Origin of the sequence: Hyphomicrobium sp. CS1GBMeth3, assembly GCF_900117455.1 — a bacterium.
In the GTDB taxonomy this organism is placed as follows: Bacteria; Pseudomonadota; Alphaproteobacteria; order Rhizobiales; family Hyphomicrobiaceae; genus Hyphomicrobium_C.
Window position 1 is genome coordinate 1,429,742 of sequence record NZ_FPHO01000003.1, and the last position, 16,798, is coordinate 1,446,539.

The window sequence follows — 16,798 nt, forward strand, 5'->3', positions numbered from 1 at the left end:
GCCATGACCGACACAATTCTGGTCGTCAACGCAGGCAGCTCGAGCATCAAGTTTCAGCTTTTCACGGTTGGGGCGGGTGATCGGCTCGAGAGAATGATAAAGGGCCAGGTTGACGGTATTGGAACGCGACCGCGTTTGTTCGCGGTGACAGCACAGCGGACAATTCTTGCCGATGAGACCTGGGCCCCGGCTGAGGTCGGGACCATTCCCGCAGCCCTTGACAAGGTCATTGCATTCCTTCGTCCTCAGATAGGCGGCAGGTTACCGGGTGCCGTTGGCCACCGCGTTGTCCATGGAGGTCCGCACTATGCAAATCCCGTGGTCGTGACCACGGGAATTCTATCCGAGCTGGAAAAGCTCACGCCCCTGGCTCCGCTACACCAACCGAACAACCTCGCCCCGATACGGACGATCTTGGAACGTCGTCCCCATCTGTTGCAGGTGGCCTGCTTCGACACTGCATTTCATCGTGGCCACCCCGAGCTTGCGGACAGATATGCGATCCCAGAGAGCCTCTATGCAGAGGGCGTGCGCCGTTATGGCTTCCATGGCTTGTCCTACGAGTACATCGCGAGGCAACTTCCTAAAGTGGCGCCCGAAATCGCAGGCGGTCGTGTCGTCGTTGCGCATCTGGGCAGCGGCGCTTCGATGTGTGCGATCGCCGGCGGGAAGAGTGTTGAAAGCACCATGGGCTTCACCGCCATGGACGGGCTGCCCATGGGGACCCGCCCAGGGCAGCTGGATCCGGGAGTCGTGCTCTATTTGCTGAGCGAAAAGAAAATGGACGCGCCGTCCATCCAAGATTTCCTCTACAAGGATTGCGGTCTCAAAGGTATTTCCGGCATCAGCAACGACGTTCGCGATCTTCTCGCCAGCCGAGATCCGCAGGCGAGGTTTGCATTGGATTACTTTACCTATCGCATAGTCCTCTTCACCGGAATGCTCGCCGCGGCCATGGGCGGCATCGACGCCTTCGTGTTTACCGCGGGCGTCGGAGAGAACGCACCTGCAATCCGCGAGGCCGTGATCCGGCGGCTCGAATGGCTTGGACTGGAACTCTCGACGCAAGCCAACAGGAAGAATGCAATCTGCATCTCGCGAAAAGGGGCCAGGGTGCCGTGCTTCGTGATTCCCACCGACGAGGAGCTGATGATCGCCACGCACACGCTCCGCGTGGCGCGCGAACGGCAGTATGTCGGTCTCCAGGAGAAACGCGCATGATCGATCTGTCGACACTAGCCCTTCTCAAGGGCAAGAAGGCACTGGTGACGGGCATCGCCAACGACCAATCGATTGCGTGGGGCTGTGCGAAAGCGTTTCGCGCGTTTGGCGCCGATGTGGCAGTGACGTACCTCAACGAGAAATCGAAGCGCTTTGTCGAACCGCTGGCAAACGAGGTCAAGGCGCCCATAATGATGCCGCTGGATTTGCAGAAGCCCGGTGAGCTGGAGACCGTCTTCGACACAGTCAAACGAAAGTGGGGCACGCTCGACATCGTCCTTCACTCCATTGCCTTTGCACCCAAAGAAGACCTCCACGGTCGTGTCGTGGACTGCTCCCGCGAGGGTTTCCTGCTCGCAATGGAGCTGTCGTGCTGGTCCTTCATCCGCATGGCGAAGCTTGCTGAGCCCCTCATGAAAAACGGCGGCACGCTCTTCACCATGACGTACTACGGCTCGCAAATGGTGGTCGAAAACTACAACATCATGGGGCCGGTCAAAGCGGCCCTGGAGTCGGCGACGCGTTATCTCGCTGCCGAGCTTGGCCCGCACGGTATCCGCGTGCACGCCATTTCTCCTGGCCCACTGAAAACACGTGCGGCGTCGGGCATCAGCGAGTTCGACAAGCTTCTACAGAAAGCGCAGGCGAAGGCACCCAGTCGCAGTCTGGTCTCGATCGACGATGTCGGTGTCGCCGTGGCTGTGCTGGCCATGAATGGTGCTAAGCTGATCACCGGAGAAACCCTCTACATCGACGGCGGCTATCACATCATTGACTAAGCCCAAACCGGGCTCGTGAACCCCGAAGAATTTGGGGGCACACATGAAGACAATATCGATCTCAGATGTCGTCGCGCTGATTCCAGACGGCGCCCGTATTATGGTCGGCGGTTTCATGGGGGTTGGAACGCCGGAACGGATCGTGGATGAGATCGTGCGGCAAGGTAAGCGCGATCTCACCGTCATCGCCAATGATACCGCCAAGCCCGGGATAGGCATCGGCAAGCTGATCAGCGCCAGGCGCGTGCACGCCGCGATCGTGAGCCATATAGGTCTCAATCCCGAGACGCAGAAACAAATGCACGCCGGCGAGCTCCAGGTCGAGCTCGTTCCGCAGGGGACCTTGATCGAGCGCATCCGAGCCGGCGGCTATGGCCTCGGCGGGGTGCTAACCCCGACTGGCGTTGGAACGCTCGTCGAAGAGGGCAAGCGCAAGATCGAGGTAGATGGGAAGGGCTACCTGCTCGAAACCCCGCTTCGCGCCGATTTCGCGCTCGTTCACGCGTTCCTGGCCGACTACCTCGGCAACCTCTCGTATGCCCTTACCGCGAGAAACTTCAACCCGCTTGTTGCAATGGCTGCCGCGACCGTCATCGCCGGCGCCGAGCACATCGTGCCTGTTGGCCTGATTGCCCCCGATCACGTGGTGACGCCCGCGCCATTGGTCGACTACCTCGTTGCGAACGCGTGACTGTCATGAACGCACAAGAAATCATCGCAAGGCGCATCGCGCGCGAGTTGCGACCGGGGATGCTGGTCAACCTGGGGATCGGAATTCCGACTCTTGTGGCGAACTTCGTTCCGGCGAACGTCCACATCTTCTTCCAGTCGGAAAACGGACTGATCGGGACCGGGCCTATACCCGAAGCAGGCATGGCGCATCCCACGCTGACCGATGCGGGCGGTAACCCTGTGACCGCGCTGCCAGGCGCGTCCACCTTCGACAGTGCAGTCTCCTTTGGTTTGATCCGCGGCGGTCACGTGGACCTGACGGTACTCGGAGGTCTCGAGGTCGATGGGCATGGCCTGCTCGCGAACTGGATGATCCCGGGAAAGATGGTGCCCGGCATGGGGGGTGCTATGGATCTTGTCACCGGCGCAAAGCGCGTCGTTGTCGCCATGCAGCACAGCGCCAAGGGAAAGTCGAAGATCGTCAAACAGTGCTCCTTGCCGCTCACGTCGCGACGGGTCGTCGATCTTGTCGTGACGGAACTCGCAGTCTTCCAATTTCCGGGCGGCCGCGCGACGCTCGCCGAGACGGCGCCGGGCATCTCGGTCGCCGACGTCGTAACGGCGACGGACGCCGAACTAGTCATTCCGCAGCAGGTGCCCGAGATGACACTCTAGCGAGATAGCTCGCGGCGCCAGCTGGCATTGGAGGAGAAGTGTGATGAGACATGGAAGCGCAGCCGCAAAAATCGAAGCAACACCTAAGCCAACACTGAAAGGAAAATCGGCAATCGTCACCGGCTCGACGAGCGGTATCGGTCTCGCAATCGCACGGGCTTTCGCCGCGCAGGGCATGAACGTACTTATCAATGGGCTCGGCGAGCAGACCCACATTAAGCGCCACCGTATGGCAATCGAGAAGGATTTCGGTGTCAACACGGCCTACTCTGGCGCGGACATGTCCAGGGCCGACGAGATCTCAGCGATGGTGGAGCATGCGCGAAGCGCGTTCGGGGAGGTGGACATCCTCGTCAATAATGCGGGCATCCAGCACGTCGCGCCCATCGAAACGTTTCCCGCAGATAAATGGGACGCGATCATCGCCATCAACCTGTCGGCAGCCTTCCACGCCATGCGTGCCGTCGTCCCGGGGATGAAGAAGCGCAAGTGGGGCCGCATCATAAATATTGCTTCAGCACATGCGCTCGTCGCGTCACCGTTCAAGTCGGCCTATGTGGCATCGAAGCACGGGATCCTCGGCTTGACCAAGGCCGTAGCCCTCGAGACGGCCGAGCACGGCATAACGGTGAACGCCATATGCCCGGGCTATGTGCTGACACCGTTGGTCGAGAAGCAGATTCCTGAGACTGCCAAGGCGCGGGGCATCTCGGAAGAAGAGGTCGTGCGCGACGTTCTGCTCCACGCCCAACCGACCCACCAGTTTGTTACGGCCGATCAGATTGGTGCACTCGCCGTATTCCTCTGCAGCGACTCAGGCGCGCAGATCACGGGCGCAGCGATCCCGATCGAAGGCGGTTGGACGGCTCAATAGACTCGAACGGCGACAGCGTCGATCGTCAGTGCAGCTCTGGCACCTCTTTCACCGGGTGCCCGGATGCGCTTGACGATGCTTTCCGCTTCGGGAGCTTCACCTCCTCGCGCGGCACACTCTTGTACGGAATCTTGCTAAGGATGTGCTCGATGATGTTGAGGCGGGCTTTCCGTTTGTCGTCGGACTTTGCGACGTACCACGGCGCCCATGCCGTGTCCGACGCGCGGAACATTTCGTCCCGTGCCTTCGAATAGTCGTCCCACCGCGTATACGACTTCAAATCCATAGGCGACAACTTCCAGATCTTGCGAGGATCGTCGATGCGGGCCTCGAGCCGCCGCGTCTGCTCCTCTGGGCCGACCTCAAGCCAGTACTTGAGCAGAATGACTCCCGACTCCGTGATAGCCTTTTCGACATCGGGCACGACATCTAGAAATCGCCTTGTTTGCTCCTCGGAGCAGAAGCCCATCACACGCTCCACGCCCGCGCGATTGTACCAGCTGCGGTCGAAGATCACGATCTCACCGGCCGCTGGCAGGTGGGGGATGTAGCGCTGAATGTACATCTGCGACTTCTCGCGCTCGGTGGGCGCGGGTAGCGCAATGACGCGGAAAATACGCGGACTGACGCGTGCCGTTATGGCTTTGATCGTGCCGCCCTTGCCGGCGCCGTCACGTCCCTCGAAGACGATGCAGACCTTGCGGCCTTCATGCCGAACCCACTCCTGCAGCTTAACGAGCTCTCCATGCAGGCGTTTGAGCTCCTTCTCAAAGGCCGTGCGCTTCAGCTTGGCGTCGCTGTTTCGCTCGTCGTCGCGGGACTTTTGCTTCTTGGTCTCGTTCTCGCTTTTTCGTGTCGACCGTCGGTCTCCCATGCAAACCTCCCTGCCCGGCGGGCTGTCCCGCTTCCTGAACTCAGTGGCCGGAAAATTTCGGTAGCACTACGCGTGCAAAGCGCTTCAGCGTCGTGATGATCGCTTCGACCAGATTCGACAGTGCGTTGCACCTCGTGGCGGGTTTGAGGCTGATGCTGCCGACCGCACAATCCAGTTCGGTCTCGATAAGAGGCATTCGAGCCTCCGCGACGCTGTCCAGCCTTGGAAACCAACAGAATGGACTATATCAAAAAAGCAAACACGTACGCCATCGGATGATATAGTAAATGGCGGCTTCCGGACCTGCCGCGCGGCCCTCCAGAGGTGGTGCCGTGATTGATGCGAGAAACTACCTTTCCTCCGATACACTTACGGACGGCACGCCGGTGACCGTTCGCGCGATTCGCGCGGACGACCGGTCCGCGGTTATTTCCGCGTTCGAGGATCTTGACCGCGAGTCCGTCTACACACGGTTCTTGACGTACAAGAAGAACTTGTCGGAGCAGGATTTGCACGCAATCACGGACGTCGATTTCGACCGCGTCGTCGCGCTCGTGGTCATAGGGCCACCTGAAAGCAGGGACGCCCTGATTGGCGGCGGTCGCTATGCCGTCGGAGGAGAGTCCGACGCCGACAAAAGTGCGGAACTGGCCTTTATCTGCAGTAAGGAGTGGCGGGGACGCGGCGATGCCTCTCTTCTCCTGAAACATCTCGTACGGATCGGGCGCGAGCGAGGTCTGGCACGCTTCGAGGCGTATGTTCTGCCGCAGAACGCGGCTATGCTTGCCGTCTTTCGCCGCAGCGGTTTGCCGATGACCGCCGAGATTGACGGCGACGTCGTATACGTCACCCTTTCACTAGCCTCACCCCACTAGCTGTTCTGCCGACAGCGGCCGCATGCCAAGTTTCCTGGCCTGCCCTGCTCAAAAAGCATAGGCGCAGTAAGCCCCCCCGAAGCTCGGACCTGCCAACAGTTGCCAGACGTCGGTGACGAATGACGGAACCATCAAAAGGCGTGCCGCCGCGAGCGACGAAAAGGGGGCTCCGAGCAGGGCATCGCAACCGTCGGCAGCCCATGCCTGTGACGCCCTTGACGACGCCTGCGCTGAAAAAGGTCGCAGTAACCAGCGTGAAGAGGGATATCGAAACGTCGAACATGCCCGGGCATTGTATGCATGCCATTGGTGGAGAGCGTCCCCCTTGGTTGCGCCACCAGCGGTAAGCGGAATCGCTCTCTCTCTAATATTTCAGGCGCCGGTAATTGGTTGGACGCTATGGATGCGACCCGAATCTAATCGGCGACCCCGGAGCGTTCACAAAGAAGGCCGGGAGGCAAGGGTGTGGGTCCCGCCTCCCGGTTCTCGCCACTCGCCTTCAGAGGCTTGCACCCGTCAGGACGATGCCGGCGATTGCAACGGCACCGCCGCCGAGGCGAGCAACGTTCTGGGAATGCCGCTCCGACAGGGCGGCCGCGACGAACGCGATGGCGATGCCCAGTGCATGCAAAATTGCAGTCGCGACGACGAACCCGGCCGTATAGCCGAACAGGGACGCGTCGACAGGCATCTCGGTGCCGTGAGCGGCGCCGTGAAAAAGTCCGAACAAAGCAACAAGCGCCGCCGCAAACGCGACCGAAATCTTGGCTTGGATCGCGACCAGCACACCGAGGACGATGACGGAGGCGGCGATGCCGCCCTCCACGACCGGAATATGGACTCCCGCAACGGAGAGGGCTCCGCCGATCACCATGGCAAGGATGAAGCTTGCCGGCACCGCCCAAAGCGATCGGCCGCCGAGACAGGCTGCGAGGAGGCCGACGGCCACCATGGCCAGCATGTGGTCGATGCCCGTGAGCGGGTGCAGGAACCCGCTCATGAAGCTCGTTTCACCATGCAGGCCCGGATGGGCCCAGGCCGCTGTCGGCAGCATCGCCAAAGCGATGAGAGCACCGCGAGAGAGCACGTGTTTCATAGATAGTCCTCCGTTTTGTGGATCTGAAAGGGACGATTGGTTCGGCATGTGATGACGGTCTCAGTTCAAGCTCATACGCACGCCGAGATAACCAGAGCGGCCAGCCTCTCCGGCGTTTCTTACGGTCTCGTAGTCGACGTCGAAGAGATTATCGATCCTGCCGAAGACCTGAGTGGTTTCGTCAAGCTGCCATGTTCCGTTGAGATTCACACGCGTGAACGCGTCGAGTTCGTCCCGCTCTCGCGAGAGGTTGAACTGGCGGCCGACGTACATCACTTCCGCTCCGAGCGAGAGCCGATCGATCGGCGTGACCTGCAGCCCGAGAGACGCCACGTTCCGCGGCGTGCGCGCCAAATCGTTTCCGTCGGCTTGGTCTTGAGCGCCCATATAGGTGTAGGCGCCGGTGACGCTCACCCAGTCCAACAGTTGAGCGGCTGCGGATACCTCGACGCCTTCGGAAGCCACGTTGTCGACGTTCTCGTAGGTCGACAGAACGCCGAAAATGACGTTCTGATAGATGATCAGGTTCTCGATATCCTGCTTGAAATAGGTGACGTCGAATTTGAGCTTTTGATCGAAGAACGATTGCTCGACACCGACGTCGTAACCCTGACTCGTTTCAACATCGAGATCGGGATTTCCGACGAGAGTGCCTCCGAAAATCGGGTCGGCCCCGTTGAAGAAGGCTTGGTACATAGTTGGCGGTTTGGCGCCGGTGCCGTAGCTCGCGTGAAATCGCGTTGATGTGGCTTCGAACAGGTAGGAGCCGGTTGCGCGCCAGGTATTGTGCACGCCGCCCATTCCGAAATCGTCGCTTCGACCCGCGAGCGATAGATTGAGATTGTCTACGGGGGTCCAAGCCGCCTGCGCGTAGCCCGAGAGGTTCTCGATGGAATCGTCGAACTGCGAGATGGGGGCGAGGCCGCTGCCTCCCACCTCGTTGCTCGCCTGATCCTGCTGGTAGCGGCTGCCGAACGTCAGCGTCAGCGCATCGGTTGCGCGAAATGTGCCCTGATACTCCAGGCCGTAGCTTTCCGCCCTGTAGTAGGTCGTCGGCATAGCGTTCCGCGGATTGGTTGCCTCCCGATCGCCGTACAGCGAGGAAAGCGAGACCTTATGCTCGAGCCGTCCCCCCATCGTGGTGACGATATTGTCGATCTGGCCTGAGAACAGGAAGCGTTCCGAGGTGCCCGGTCCGTCGCCGCTGGCGCTCGACAAGCTCGGATCGGTATCGGCGTCCAAGTTGGATACATGAGCAGCGAAGTTCACCTGATAGTTCGGCGCAACGCGATATCCGCCGCGACCGGAGAAGGTGAAGATCTCCGCGCCATCCTTTTCAGAGCCGAGCTTGTTGCGGGAGAACCCATCCGTCTGCAGGAACGTGCCGGATATGGCGTAGTGTCCGCGCTCCGTGCCGCCGCTGAGGCCGGCCCCGACCTTGTAGGTCCCATAGCTGCCGCCTTCAACGGACGCACGCGCCGTCGGCGGGCCGTCGCCCTTCCGCGTCACGATGTTGATGACGCCACCGATGGCGTCGCCGCCCCACACGGCGCTTTGCGGCCCCTTGAGCACCTCGATGCGTTCGACGTCCGTCAGGGCCAGGGATGCAAAGTCGAAATCGCCACCTGGGCTGCTCGGGTCGTTGACGCGCATTCCGTCGATCAGCACCAACGTCTGGTCGCTGTCGGCGCCGCGGATGCGAACGCTGCTGTTGGCGCCGACCCCCCCGATCTGCGTTGCGTAGACGCCCGGCACGCGATTGAGAATGCCGATAACGGTCCGCTCTCCGCTCGCCTCGATTTCGGCGCGTCCCAAGACGCTGACCGAGGAGCCAAGTGTTTCGATGCTCTCCTCGGTGCGTGTTGCCGTAACGACCGTGATTTCCGGCGTGAGCGTTGCGCTCGGCTTTTTCTTTTTTGCCGTGTTCGGATCTGCGGTCACGACAAGAGGCTCAAGCTCGTATGACTCCTCCTCAAGCGCGACATCCTGCGCATGCACGTATCCACTCCACGAGCAGCTGAGCAGAAGCGCTGCGCATGTGGACGAGAGCGAGACGACCTCGCCAACTCGTCTGATCGGACCCCGTAGAAATCTCATACCGTCTCCCCCAACGCCTCACACGGACTGAGCCGGCCGAGACAACACACCAAGCAACAGACAAGCGAGCATCGAGGCGACGCTCAGGATGGCGAATGCGTGCCGCTGTCGATCCTCGAGATGGGTATGGGCCGGCGCGGTCTCTGCCTCTGCGACGACCTCCTCTTCGAGCTCGAAGCCCGTTACCGGCCGCGTATCTCCCTCGGTAGATGCGACATCGCGGGCAACACGATCCGGTGTTTGCGGTTGGCGATGCCAGCGCGTTTTGTCTGCTGCGCGCTGAGAAAGCGCGACCTCGATTGATGTCGTTGTTGCCGTCTCGATAGACGTCAGGAATTGATCCCGTTGCTGCGGGGTAACGACACCGAGGTGCGCGGCAGTCTGCTCCGCAAAGCGCTGAAGCTCCGGATTGTCACAGCTCAGATGCTCGCACGATGGACCGTGACGGATGACGCTTTCGATATAGGTCTTGAGGAGGGATCGCGTCGTAGCCTCGGACGGCTGCCAATAGCCCTTGCGCACGACCTCGAGCATCCTGGCCGCAATGCCCTGCCGCGCGTACGGATTGTGCTGCTCGAAGAATGCCTCGAGGCCGAGCTCGTTGCGGTCCTCGATCCAGACCGCGTGCATCTCCTCCCACTTGGCGGCATCGACAACCTCGGGATAAACGACCTGCCAGCCCCACAGGTAATCGACCGCCTGCCACACGTGGCGCGCGCCAGCGTAGCCCTCGCGCATCATCTCGCTTCCGTATTCCGGATTGAGATAGCGCGCGCGCAGCTCCTGGCCGAGAAAACGCTGAAGAGGCTCGTGCTTCTCCGCGCCGGATTTGCGCAGGTCGGAGACATAGAACGCCGGGCTCGCACCGCCGCCGTTTGCACGCCGAACACCGAGCGCAATCGATCCCCCGTACGAGAAATAGTCGTCGTTATCGAGGGTGGCGTAGAGATTGGACGCGCGTGAATGCAGGATCAGGTCGGTGTCTTTGAGGGCGGCGCGGAACTCGTCTTCCGCGCTTTCGCCCCAGATGCCGCCGCCGTAGCCGTGCCCCATGCGGCGGATGTAGGTGTCGGCGACCTGGCTCTCGTTGTCCCAGCTCCCGCTGGCATGGGTCATCGCGTGAAGTTTGGAATCGTGCTCACCGGTCGGTTCGGCAAATATCCGGATCAGGCTTCGCTGCGTCGCGACGGTCTCGGAAAATCCGGCTTCGATGAGCGTCTGCTTGAGGGCCGCTGCGTTGCGCTTGATCGGGTTGTCCTCCTCGGGAGAGGAGGCTGCAAGCGCCACCGCGCGGTCCAGGAGTTCGACCATTCCGGGGAACGTGTCTCGGTAGAGGCTGGTCGCATGAAAGACGACGTCGATCCGCGGGCGGCCGAGGTCCGAACGCGGGATAAGCTCAAGTGAGGTGACCCGCCCGCGTGCATCACGCTGCGGCCGCACACCGAGCAGCGCGAGCCCCTGTGCCTCTTGCACGCCCTGATGACGCAAAAGCTCGACGCCCCAGAGCTGCAGGGCGACTTTCTTGGGTGCAGCGCCATGGTCTGCGAGATGTTTTTCGATCAGCTCTTCCGCGAGTTTCCGGCCCACCGCATCGGCTGCCGCCATTGGCACTTCGCGAGGATCGAAGCTCGCGAAGTTTTTTCCCGTCGGAATGGCGTCGAGATTTCTTACCGGGTCGTTTCCCGGCCCTACCGGAACATACTGCCCGCTGACACCGGCAAGCAGGCCCGCGTATTCGGAGGCGCCGGTTTGCGACAGGCGCTGCAGCGCGATCTCCCGCGATGCCTCACCGTTTGCTTCCGCGATCTTATTGACGAAGCGGGGCAGCCTATCGGGTTCGGGCGTTGCTCCGAAGGTATGCAGGCCGAGCGGGATCGTCTGGTGCGCGATTTGAGCGAGATAGTCTTCGAGCGTCGCAAAGCGATCATTGCGGTTGCTGTCGTGGATGTCGCCCCAGCCACGATCGGCCAGATCGATCGCCAATCCACGATCTGCAACAGCTGTCTCGATCTCCGATGCGAGGTCGGAAGCACGCTCGGGGGAGGTCGCGCCCGCGGCGCGCCATTCACCAACGAGATTGGCCAGCTGTTGAAGCTCTGGCGCAAGCTGATTGCCGCCGAGTGCGGGCGTCAGGTGATCGACGATCGTCGCCGCCCCGCGCCGTTTCGCGACGATGCCTTCGCCGACGTCATCGACGATATAGGGATAGACGATATGCATATCGCCGGACAGAACCTCGCCGGCATCGTCACCGGCGAGCCCGGATTCCTTGCCCGCCATCCATTCATGCGTGCCGTGGGTGCCGGTATGTACTACGACGTCCGCGTTGAACTGACGCTGCAGCCAGAGATAGGCGGCGATGTATTGGTGGTGAGGCGGCAATTCCTGCGACTGGTAGAGCGCTTCCAGATCCTGCATGCGCGCGCGATCGGGTTGCGGCATGACGACCACATGTCCGAACCGCAGTGCGGGAATGACGAAATGCAATTCGCCCGCTACCCGGCGCGTCATGATGGTTGAGGCGGTCGGTGGCCCCCAGTGGGCGAGGACGGTCTCTCGGAACGTCTTGGGAAATGTATCGAACCATCTCTGATAGGTTTCGACGGGCAGGCTTACGATGTCGCCGCGCGCGATAAGGCGATCGAGGTCTCCCGGAGCGAAGCGGCCAATGTTCAGGCCGTTCGTTCGGATGCGCCGCTCCAGCTCTTCATCGGTTTGCGTGTCGAGATTGCCGAGCGCGTATCCCTCTTTCGCGAGGCGCCGCAGCATCTGCGGGATTGAGCGGACCACGTTGAGATAGCTCGCGCCGATATTCTGCTTTCCCGGCGGGTAGTTCCAATAGAGGACCGCGACATGCCGATCGGCGCGCGCGCGCGCGCGTAGCGCTACGAGCTTGGCGGCCCGGTCCGCAATCCGCGCGATGCGCTCGGGAATGGCCGTTGTAGCAACGCTGCTGTTCTTATTGTCGATCGCGCCGACAACGTTTGGCGGCGAGAGACCCGCCAGCTCCGGCGCTGCAATTTGCCAGGCGACCTCGCTGGAACTCAGCCCTTGCTTCGATTGACGCCACTCATCGACCGTGCGTCCGAAAACACGGATGGCGTTCAACACGGGCACGCCGAGCGCGCGCAGGGTGTCCGCGTTCTCCTCCTCGTGGAATTTGTGATGCAGAGAGATCACGGCATCGACGCGGGGTGCGCCGTCGGCATCTCGCAGCAGCGTGTTCACCGCAGGCACCGCGCGCTCCGCGAACACGATCACGGGCTCGAGATGCCGCTCGCGAACCGCGTTAGCGATTGCGCTTGCAAGCCCGAGCGACTCCGCGCGCGCGCGTGCCGCATACTCGAGGATCGCCACGCGGGGCCGGTCAGAGTCAATCATGGCGTTCGGAAATTCCGCGTGGAAGCGAATATTTCCATCGCGCTCGATCTCCACAACGCCGTGCGCGAGAACGGGGCGCGGCGGATCGGGAAGAATGTTTTTCTCGCCGAGGTAGCGATGCGCGATGAACTGGAACATGTTGGCGACCTCTCCGGGTGCAGAGTTCGCCCAATAGGCATCCACGATCTCATCCGTACGCAAACGCAGGCGCGCGAATTCGTCGGACGATCCGCGATAGCTGGATTCTTGTATGCCGAGCCGCAGGCCCGCTTCGGATGTCTCGATCCTATCGGCCTGCGATGCCACCCACTGCGTGTCCATCAACTCGACGAAAAGGACATTGTGCTGGGGAAGCTCGGAGTCGCGGAGCGTATTGGATGGAGCGCGCACGACGACGTTAAAGCGCCGCCCGAGATCAGGATTGCTGAGCAGAAGGCGATCGAGCCCGCGGTTGATCTTCTCGACTGTCGGATCCGTTGCGATGAAGAGAACAGTGAAGCGTGCATCCTGCGGGGCTGCGCCAAATTGCGTCGCTGCCAGCAATCCACCAGCAATGAGAACAACAAACAACAGTCCCCCGACCAGACGCATCACTGTGCCTCTTGACCGGAAGGCTCATCATTGCCCTCGGGGACATAGACAATGCTTCCGTCTTCAAGGCGATACGCGACGCCGACGCGGGCGCCGTCGCCGCTTCCGACGGTCTTGCTCAATCGGCGGATGGTGGTCTTGCGCCCCTCGCGGATCGTGATCTCGAGGCCGTCGGCCCGCTCTTTCGTGATGGTGACCTTTTGATCCGGCGCGAAAACGTCGAGCAGGTTGAGTGCGCTGATCAGCGCAACCATGAAACCCAAGGCGAGCACGATGCCGACATCGAACAGGTTGGCGACCGCCGAGACGATGTCATCGTCGCCCCTGCGCGTAAGCAGCCCCAATCCGGCCGGAGACCGTCTCATTCCGCGCTCTCCAGCGCATGGCGAAGCTCCGCGAGATCCAAGCGGTACCAGCGGTCCTGCGCGGTCATGACGACCCACGACAGCCCGGCGGCCAGCAAGCCCAGAACGGTGGTGCCGAATGCGAGCACCAGGTGGTTCGACAGCGTTGCAAGATCGTTGTTGGCGAGCGCGACCAGAGCCGGACCAAGCGGAACCAGCGTTCCCATGAGGCCGAGCGCTGGCGCAATGCGGACCCAAAGACGGGAGCGATCGACACGCTTTGCGAGCGCCGCCTCGGTCCTGTCGAGGACGAGCCACGACGATGCGGTTGGATCGGCCCCGCGCTGAACGAGCCATTCCCGCATACCCTGACGGTTCGCCATCGGCGCCGGAATTGTCGTGACGGTCTTCAGCGCTGCTGCTTGTCCGCGTCGTTGAATGCGCTCGACGAAGGCGTCTCCGGCGAGGAATGCGCTGTGCCCTACGGCAAACAGCAACAGCAGCGCGATCGGCCAGATGAGCACCGACGTGAATGAGAAAATCGCAAGCGCCAGTTGGTCCAACATTTCAACCTGTGCGAGTGTTTGTTTCTTTTACGAAAAGCCCCGTATTCCGGGACTTGTTCTATTGAACCGCGCACAGGAAACGCCTCTGAGGCGCCCGCAACAATAACCCTTTTTGGGAGGGCAATTGGATTGGATGTCTCGCTCCTTGGCGAGCGAGGCGTACGGCCGTTTCATTTCCGCCAACCGTCCCGTCGATGGTCCCTCGGTGCAAATGCGGTCGGACTAGATCAATCCACGGTCCACGGCATTTGCGACGGCTTGTACGCGGTTTGTGGCATTCAGCTTGGCGATCGAGTTTTTGATGTGCAATCGGATCGTTTCGGGAGAGCGGTCGAGAATGATCGCGATTTCTGCGGAGGTTTTCCCGAGAGCAGCCCAACGCATGCACTCCACCTCGCGGCGTGTCAGCATCACGCGATCGGCCACTTCGATCTGTGTTTCGAAACCGCGCTGGAAGATCGCTCTCGTGAAGGCGTGCATCACGCGGAACAAGGGCTCTCGTGCACCGGTACGCAGCACATGCCAGTTCTTACACGACCTGTCGGCGATCGCGCTCATGACGGCAAAGCGGCCAAACGGCAGATGAACCGGAATTGTGATACCGCGCGATAACCCATAATCACCGAGAAACTCAAAAGCCTTGTTCTGCGCTGGTGAGATCTCGTCGCTATGTTGCACGTCGATCCAGTCGATCGGATCGGTTCCCGAAAAGCAGGCCCGATAATAGGGATCGACAGCCATGAACTGCCGCCAGCCCTGTTCCCAGCCGGCGGGGAAATTTCGAACATTCAGTTTCAGGGGCGCCCAGGTTCCGTCGCGCTGGCGCGGCATGCTGGGAATGTAACCGTAGAGAGCTTGGGTGAAACCAATTCGGCCGACAATATCGGCGAGGACATCCAGCGACTCGCCGAAGTTCTCGCTTTTGCTCACACGATCCCGGATTTCCGCGTCGTACGCTGTCGTGCACATAACCTAGCCCCTCGTTCAAAGTGCCAAGTTCGTGCGAGCGCAGTTATTTGCCCCGACACTCGCACTATGAGAAAGCCCGCCTTCGACGCCGCGATCCTTCCGCTTGCCGACTTTCCCTGTAGCCCCCGTGTTCACTTGTGGTGATGTTCATTGCCTGTCGGTGGGAATAGTTTTTCTCTTTCGCTTAACCGCTGTCAACCAGTCGATCGGCACCAATATTGGGCAACGTGCTGCCTGCGGTGGCAATCCGACGCCGATACGTGGACGCGCGGCGCGTCATCGCGACGCGCGATCGGACGAAATGAGAAAGGCTCCTTTACGGAAACGCAGTCCGCAAAGGAGCCTTGTCTCGATCACGACGATGCTTGATCAGTACTGAAGCTGGAGCCCGAGCAGGTAGCCGTCGATTGCTCCCTGACCGTCGCCTTCGTAGTCCGTTTGAGAGTAGATCGCGGACAAACGTGCGTCGTGCCCTTTGATGATGTAGTTGGTCCCGACCTCCCATTTGGTCACGTCGAGACCGCCATCGTCCCGATCCAGGCTTTGGAACTGCGCCACCGGCTGGAATTGCCCGATGCCGATCTTCTCGGGAAAGAGGTAGCTGGCGAGCACATAGTAGCCGCTGCCGCTGACGAGCGGCGTAACCTTGTCGTCGGTGTCGTAGTAATAATAGGACCCTTCGAGCGTTACGACGCCACCCGTCGCGATCTTCTTCTGCATTAGACCGTCGATGGCGAAGCTTTTGTAATCGCCACGATCAGTCGTGGTGCCCGTGGCATCTTCCTGAAATGCGGTCGAAAGGCCGATCGACAGGATCTCTTTCTGCCCGTAGTAGTCGGTTGCCGGATAGTAGCCGGGCTCGGGATCCCAGAACGCGTAGCTCAGTCGGCCGGCAAAGAGCGGATTGTCGTCGCGATTTGATCCGGTGGAGCAAGGCGCGTCGTCGCTGCATCCCTGGAATGCACCAACCTGATATTTGAACTTGCCGCCGCCCGTCTGGCCCCAGATCGCAACGCCGTTGTCACGGCCGGCAACGTACGAAGGGAAATTGTTGACGAGCGGGAAGTCCCAATTGCCCATGTAATATTGACCGGCAAGGTTCGCCCGATCGACGGGCAGAACCATGCGTCCGGCCCACACGTTGAAGTAGTCGTTGAACTCGAAGCGCGCGATGGCGTCGTAAGCGCGGAGGCTGTCGATGTCGCCTTCGGCATCGCGGCCAACGTCGGCATTGAAGGTGAAGCCGATAACCTTTGTCAGCTGCCCGCCCGTGTAGAGGCGCACGCTTTCGACATCGGCATCGTCCACGCCGTCGACATCGCGATAGATGACGCGGATGCCCGCACCAACCGTCAGCGATGCGTCCTCGCCGAATTTCCAAGTTTCACCTGCGTTTGCGGCTACAGCCCCTGTCGAGACTGCAGCGATTAGGCATGCGGCGGTAAACCGCCCTGTACGCGTCGTCATATGTAGTTCCCTCGTGTTCATGCCGAAAAGCCGCGGATCTCCGTCGCTTCCGGCCCCCACCGACACACCGCGAACCGCGGGTGTGCCCCCAATTCCATCCTCGTGTCCCTCCCAAGGACCTTGCGAACGGTTGCGTTCGCGCGCAGCCAGCTTTCGGTCTGCGCTTCGCTGACGGAGTGCCGTTTGTTTCTCTGCGTGTGCGTCTGACGGCGCGTGCGTGAGCAATTCCGGCATCGAATCCGCTCATGAGAGCGTTCGGATCTGGGCCGGACAATCTCCCTGTTTGGGTAGATGACCCATGCTGGCGCGCGCTCGTA

The 16,798-nt window shown here is 61.0% G+C and carries 15 protein-coding genes; 6 read left to right on the forward strand and 9 right to left on the reverse strand.

Annotated features, from left to right (window positions below; all coding sequences use genetic code 11):
* Positions 1 to 3: 3 nt before the first annotated feature.
* From CS1GBM3_RS14015 to CS1GBM3_RS14035, 5 genes are read left to right on the forward strand one after another with little or no spacing between them, the layout of a single operon-like run.
* Positions 4 to 1,221, forward strand: coding sequence for an acetate/propionate family kinase (locus CS1GBM3_RS14015; protein ID WP_072396044.1), 1,218 nt, complete (start codon positions 4 to 6; stop codon positions 1,219 to 1,221).
* The gene (gene fabI / locus CS1GBM3_RS14020) at positions 1,218 to 2,000 is read left to right on the forward strand and encodes an enoyl-ACP reductase FabI (RefSeq protein ID WP_072396045.1); all 783 of its coding nucleotides are present in this window, start codon (positions 1,218 to 1,220) and stop codon (positions 1,998 to 2,000) included. Before CS1GBM3_RS14015 ends, fabI begins: the two co-directional genes overlap by 4 nt.
* 43 nt (positions 2,001 to 2,043) lie before the next feature.
* Positions 2,044 to 2,691, forward strand: a complete 648-nt coding sequence (locus CS1GBM3_RS14025) for a CoA transferase subunit A (RefSeq protein WP_072396046.1) — start codon at positions 2,044 to 2,046, stop codon at positions 2,689 to 2,691.
* 5 nt (positions 2,692 to 2,696) lie between these two features.
* Positions 2,697 to 3,347 (forward strand): 3-oxoacid CoA-transferase subunit B, encoded by a 651-nt coding sequence (locus tag CS1GBM3_RS14030; RefSeq protein ID WP_072396047.1) that lies wholly within the window; start codon positions 2,697 to 2,699, stop codon positions 3,345 to 3,347.
* Between the two features lie 43 nt (positions 3,348 to 3,390).
* Positions 3,391 to 4,221 (forward strand): 3-hydroxybutyrate dehydrogenase, encoded by an 831-nt coding sequence (locus tag CS1GBM3_RS14035; RefSeq protein WP_072396048.1) that lies wholly within the window; start codon positions 3,391 to 3,393, stop codon positions 4,219 to 4,221.
* A gap of 25 nt (positions 4,222 to 4,246) precedes the next feature.
* Here CS1GBM3_RS14035 and ppk2 read toward each other — a convergent pair whose 3' ends face one another.
* Positions 4,247 to 5,095, reverse strand: coding sequence for a polyphosphate kinase 2 (ppk2, locus tag CS1GBM3_RS14040; protein WP_072396049.1), 849 nt, complete (start codon positions 5,093 to 5,095; stop codon positions 4,247 to 4,249).
* A 40-nt stretch (positions 5,096 to 5,135) separates the two neighbouring features.
* On the reverse strand, positions 5,136 to 5,291 hold the full coding sequence (locus tag CS1GBM3_RS19830) for a hypothetical protein (RefSeq protein WP_171946497.1): 156 nt from the start codon (positions 5,289 to 5,291) through the stop codon (positions 5,136 to 5,138).
* Positions 5,292 to 5,427: 136 nt separating this feature from the next.
* Between CS1GBM3_RS19830 and CS1GBM3_RS14045 the strand changes: the two genes are divergently transcribed.
* Positions 5,428 to 5,970: a GNAT family N-acetyltransferase gene (locus CS1GBM3_RS14045; RefSeq protein WP_171946498.1), complete on the forward strand. Its 543-nt coding sequence runs from the start codon at positions 5,428 to 5,430 to the stop codon at positions 5,968 to 5,970.
* A gap of 499 nt (positions 5,971 to 6,469) precedes the next feature.
* Here the strand turns inward: CS1GBM3_RS14045 and CS1GBM3_RS14050 are convergent, their stop codons facing one another.
* The 7 genes from CS1GBM3_RS14050 to CS1GBM3_RS14080 form a co-directional block, all read right to left on the reverse strand.
* A complete protein-coding gene (locus tag CS1GBM3_RS14050) occupies positions 6,470 to 7,066 on the reverse strand; it encodes a HupE/UreJ family protein (protein ID WP_072396052.1) in 597 nt (198 codons plus the stop codon).
* 60 nt (positions 7,067 to 7,126) lie between these two features.
* Positions 7,127 to 9,163, reverse strand: coding sequence for a TonB-dependent receptor plug domain-containing protein (locus tag CS1GBM3_RS14055; protein WP_083567585.1), 2,037 nt, complete (start codon positions 9,161 to 9,163; stop codon positions 7,127 to 7,129).
* A gap of 18 nt (positions 9,164 to 9,181) precedes the next feature.
* Positions 9,182 to 13,135, reverse strand: a complete 3,954-nt coding sequence (locus CS1GBM3_RS14060; RefSeq protein ID WP_072396054.1) for a cobaltochelatase subunit CobN — start codon at positions 13,133 to 13,135, stop codon at positions 9,182 to 9,184.
* Positions 13,135 to 13,500: a DUF2149 domain-containing protein gene (locus tag CS1GBM3_RS14065; protein ID WP_072396055.1), complete on the reverse strand. Its 366-nt coding sequence runs from the start codon at positions 13,498 to 13,500 to the stop codon at positions 13,135 to 13,137. The genes CS1GBM3_RS14060 and CS1GBM3_RS14065 overlap by 1 nt, the downstream gene beginning before the upstream one ends.
* Complete coding sequence (locus CS1GBM3_RS14070) at positions 13,497 to 14,045, reverse strand: MotA/TolQ/ExbB proton channel family protein (protein ID WP_072396056.1); 549 nt, start codon at positions 14,043 to 14,045, stop codon at positions 13,497 to 13,499. The genes CS1GBM3_RS14065 and CS1GBM3_RS14070 overlap by 4 nt, the downstream gene beginning before the upstream one ends.
* Positions 14,046 to 14,267: 222 nt before the next feature.
* Positions 14,268 to 14,975: a helix-turn-helix transcriptional regulator gene (locus CS1GBM3_RS14075; protein ID WP_171946499.1), complete on the reverse strand. Its 708-nt coding sequence runs from the start codon at positions 14,973 to 14,975 to the stop codon at positions 14,268 to 14,270.
* Positions 14,976 to 15,383: 408 nt separating this feature from the next.
* Positions 15,384 to 16,481, reverse strand: coding sequence for a porin (locus tag CS1GBM3_RS14080; protein ID WP_072396060.1), 1,098 nt, complete (start codon positions 16,479 to 16,481; stop codon positions 15,384 to 15,386).
* Positions 16,482 to 16,798 lie beyond the last annotated feature (317 nt).

What these genes read in the sequence shown, in the direction of transcription:
- CS1GBM3_RS14070 (WP_072396056.1), bottom strand. Translation starts at nt 14,045, where the DNA reads ATGTTGGACCAACTGGCGCTTGCGATTTTCTCATTCACGTCGGTGCTC.
- CS1GBM3_RS14080 (WP_072396060.1), bottom strand. Translation starts at nt 16,481, where the DNA reads ATGACGACGCGTACAGGGCGGTTTACCGCCGCATGCCTAATCGCTGCA.
- CS1GBM3_RS14055 (WP_083567585.1), bottom strand. Translation starts at nt 9,163, where the DNA reads ATGAGATTTCTACGGGGTCCGATCAGACGAGTTGGCGAGGTCGTCTCG.
- CS1GBM3_RS14025 (WP_072396046.1), top strand. Translation starts at nt 2,044, where the DNA reads ATGAAGACAATATCGATCTCAGATGTCGTCGCGCTGATTCCAGACGGC.
- ppk2 (WP_072396049.1), bottom strand. Translation starts at nt 5,095, where the DNA reads ATGGGAGACCGACGGTCGACACGAAAAAGCGAGAACGAGACCAAGAAG.
- CS1GBM3_RS14015 (WP_072396044.1), top strand. Translation starts at nt 4, where the DNA reads ATGACCGACACAATTCTGGTCGTCAACGCAGGCAGCTCGAGCATCAAG.
- CS1GBM3_RS14035 (WP_072396048.1), top strand. Translation starts at nt 3,391, where the DNA reads ATGAGACATGGAAGCGCAGCCGCAAAAATCGAAGCAACACCTAAGCCA.
- CS1GBM3_RS14050 (WP_072396052.1), bottom strand. Translation starts at nt 7,066, where the DNA reads ATGAAACACGTGCTCTCTCGCGGTGCTCTCATCGCTTTGGCGATGCTG.
- fabI (WP_072396045.1), top strand. Translation starts at nt 1,218, where the DNA reads ATGATCGATCTGTCGACACTAGCCCTTCTCAAGGGCAAGAAGGCACTG.
- CS1GBM3_RS14060 (WP_072396054.1), bottom strand. Translation starts at nt 13,135, where the DNA reads ATGCGTCTGGTCGGGGGACTGTTGTTTGTTGTTCTCATTGCTGGTGGA.
- CS1GBM3_RS14065 (WP_072396055.1), bottom strand. Translation starts at nt 13,500, where the DNA reads ATGAGACGGTCTCCGGCCGGATTGGGGCTGCTTACGCGCAGGGGCGAC.
- CS1GBM3_RS14030 (WP_072396047.1), top strand. Translation starts at nt 2,697, where the DNA reads ATGAACGCACAAGAAATCATCGCAAGGCGCATCGCGCGCGAGTTGCGA.
- CS1GBM3_RS19830 (WP_171946497.1), bottom strand. Translation starts at nt 5,291, where the DNA reads ATGCCTCTTATCGAGACCGAACTGGATTGTGCGGTCGGCAGCATCAGC.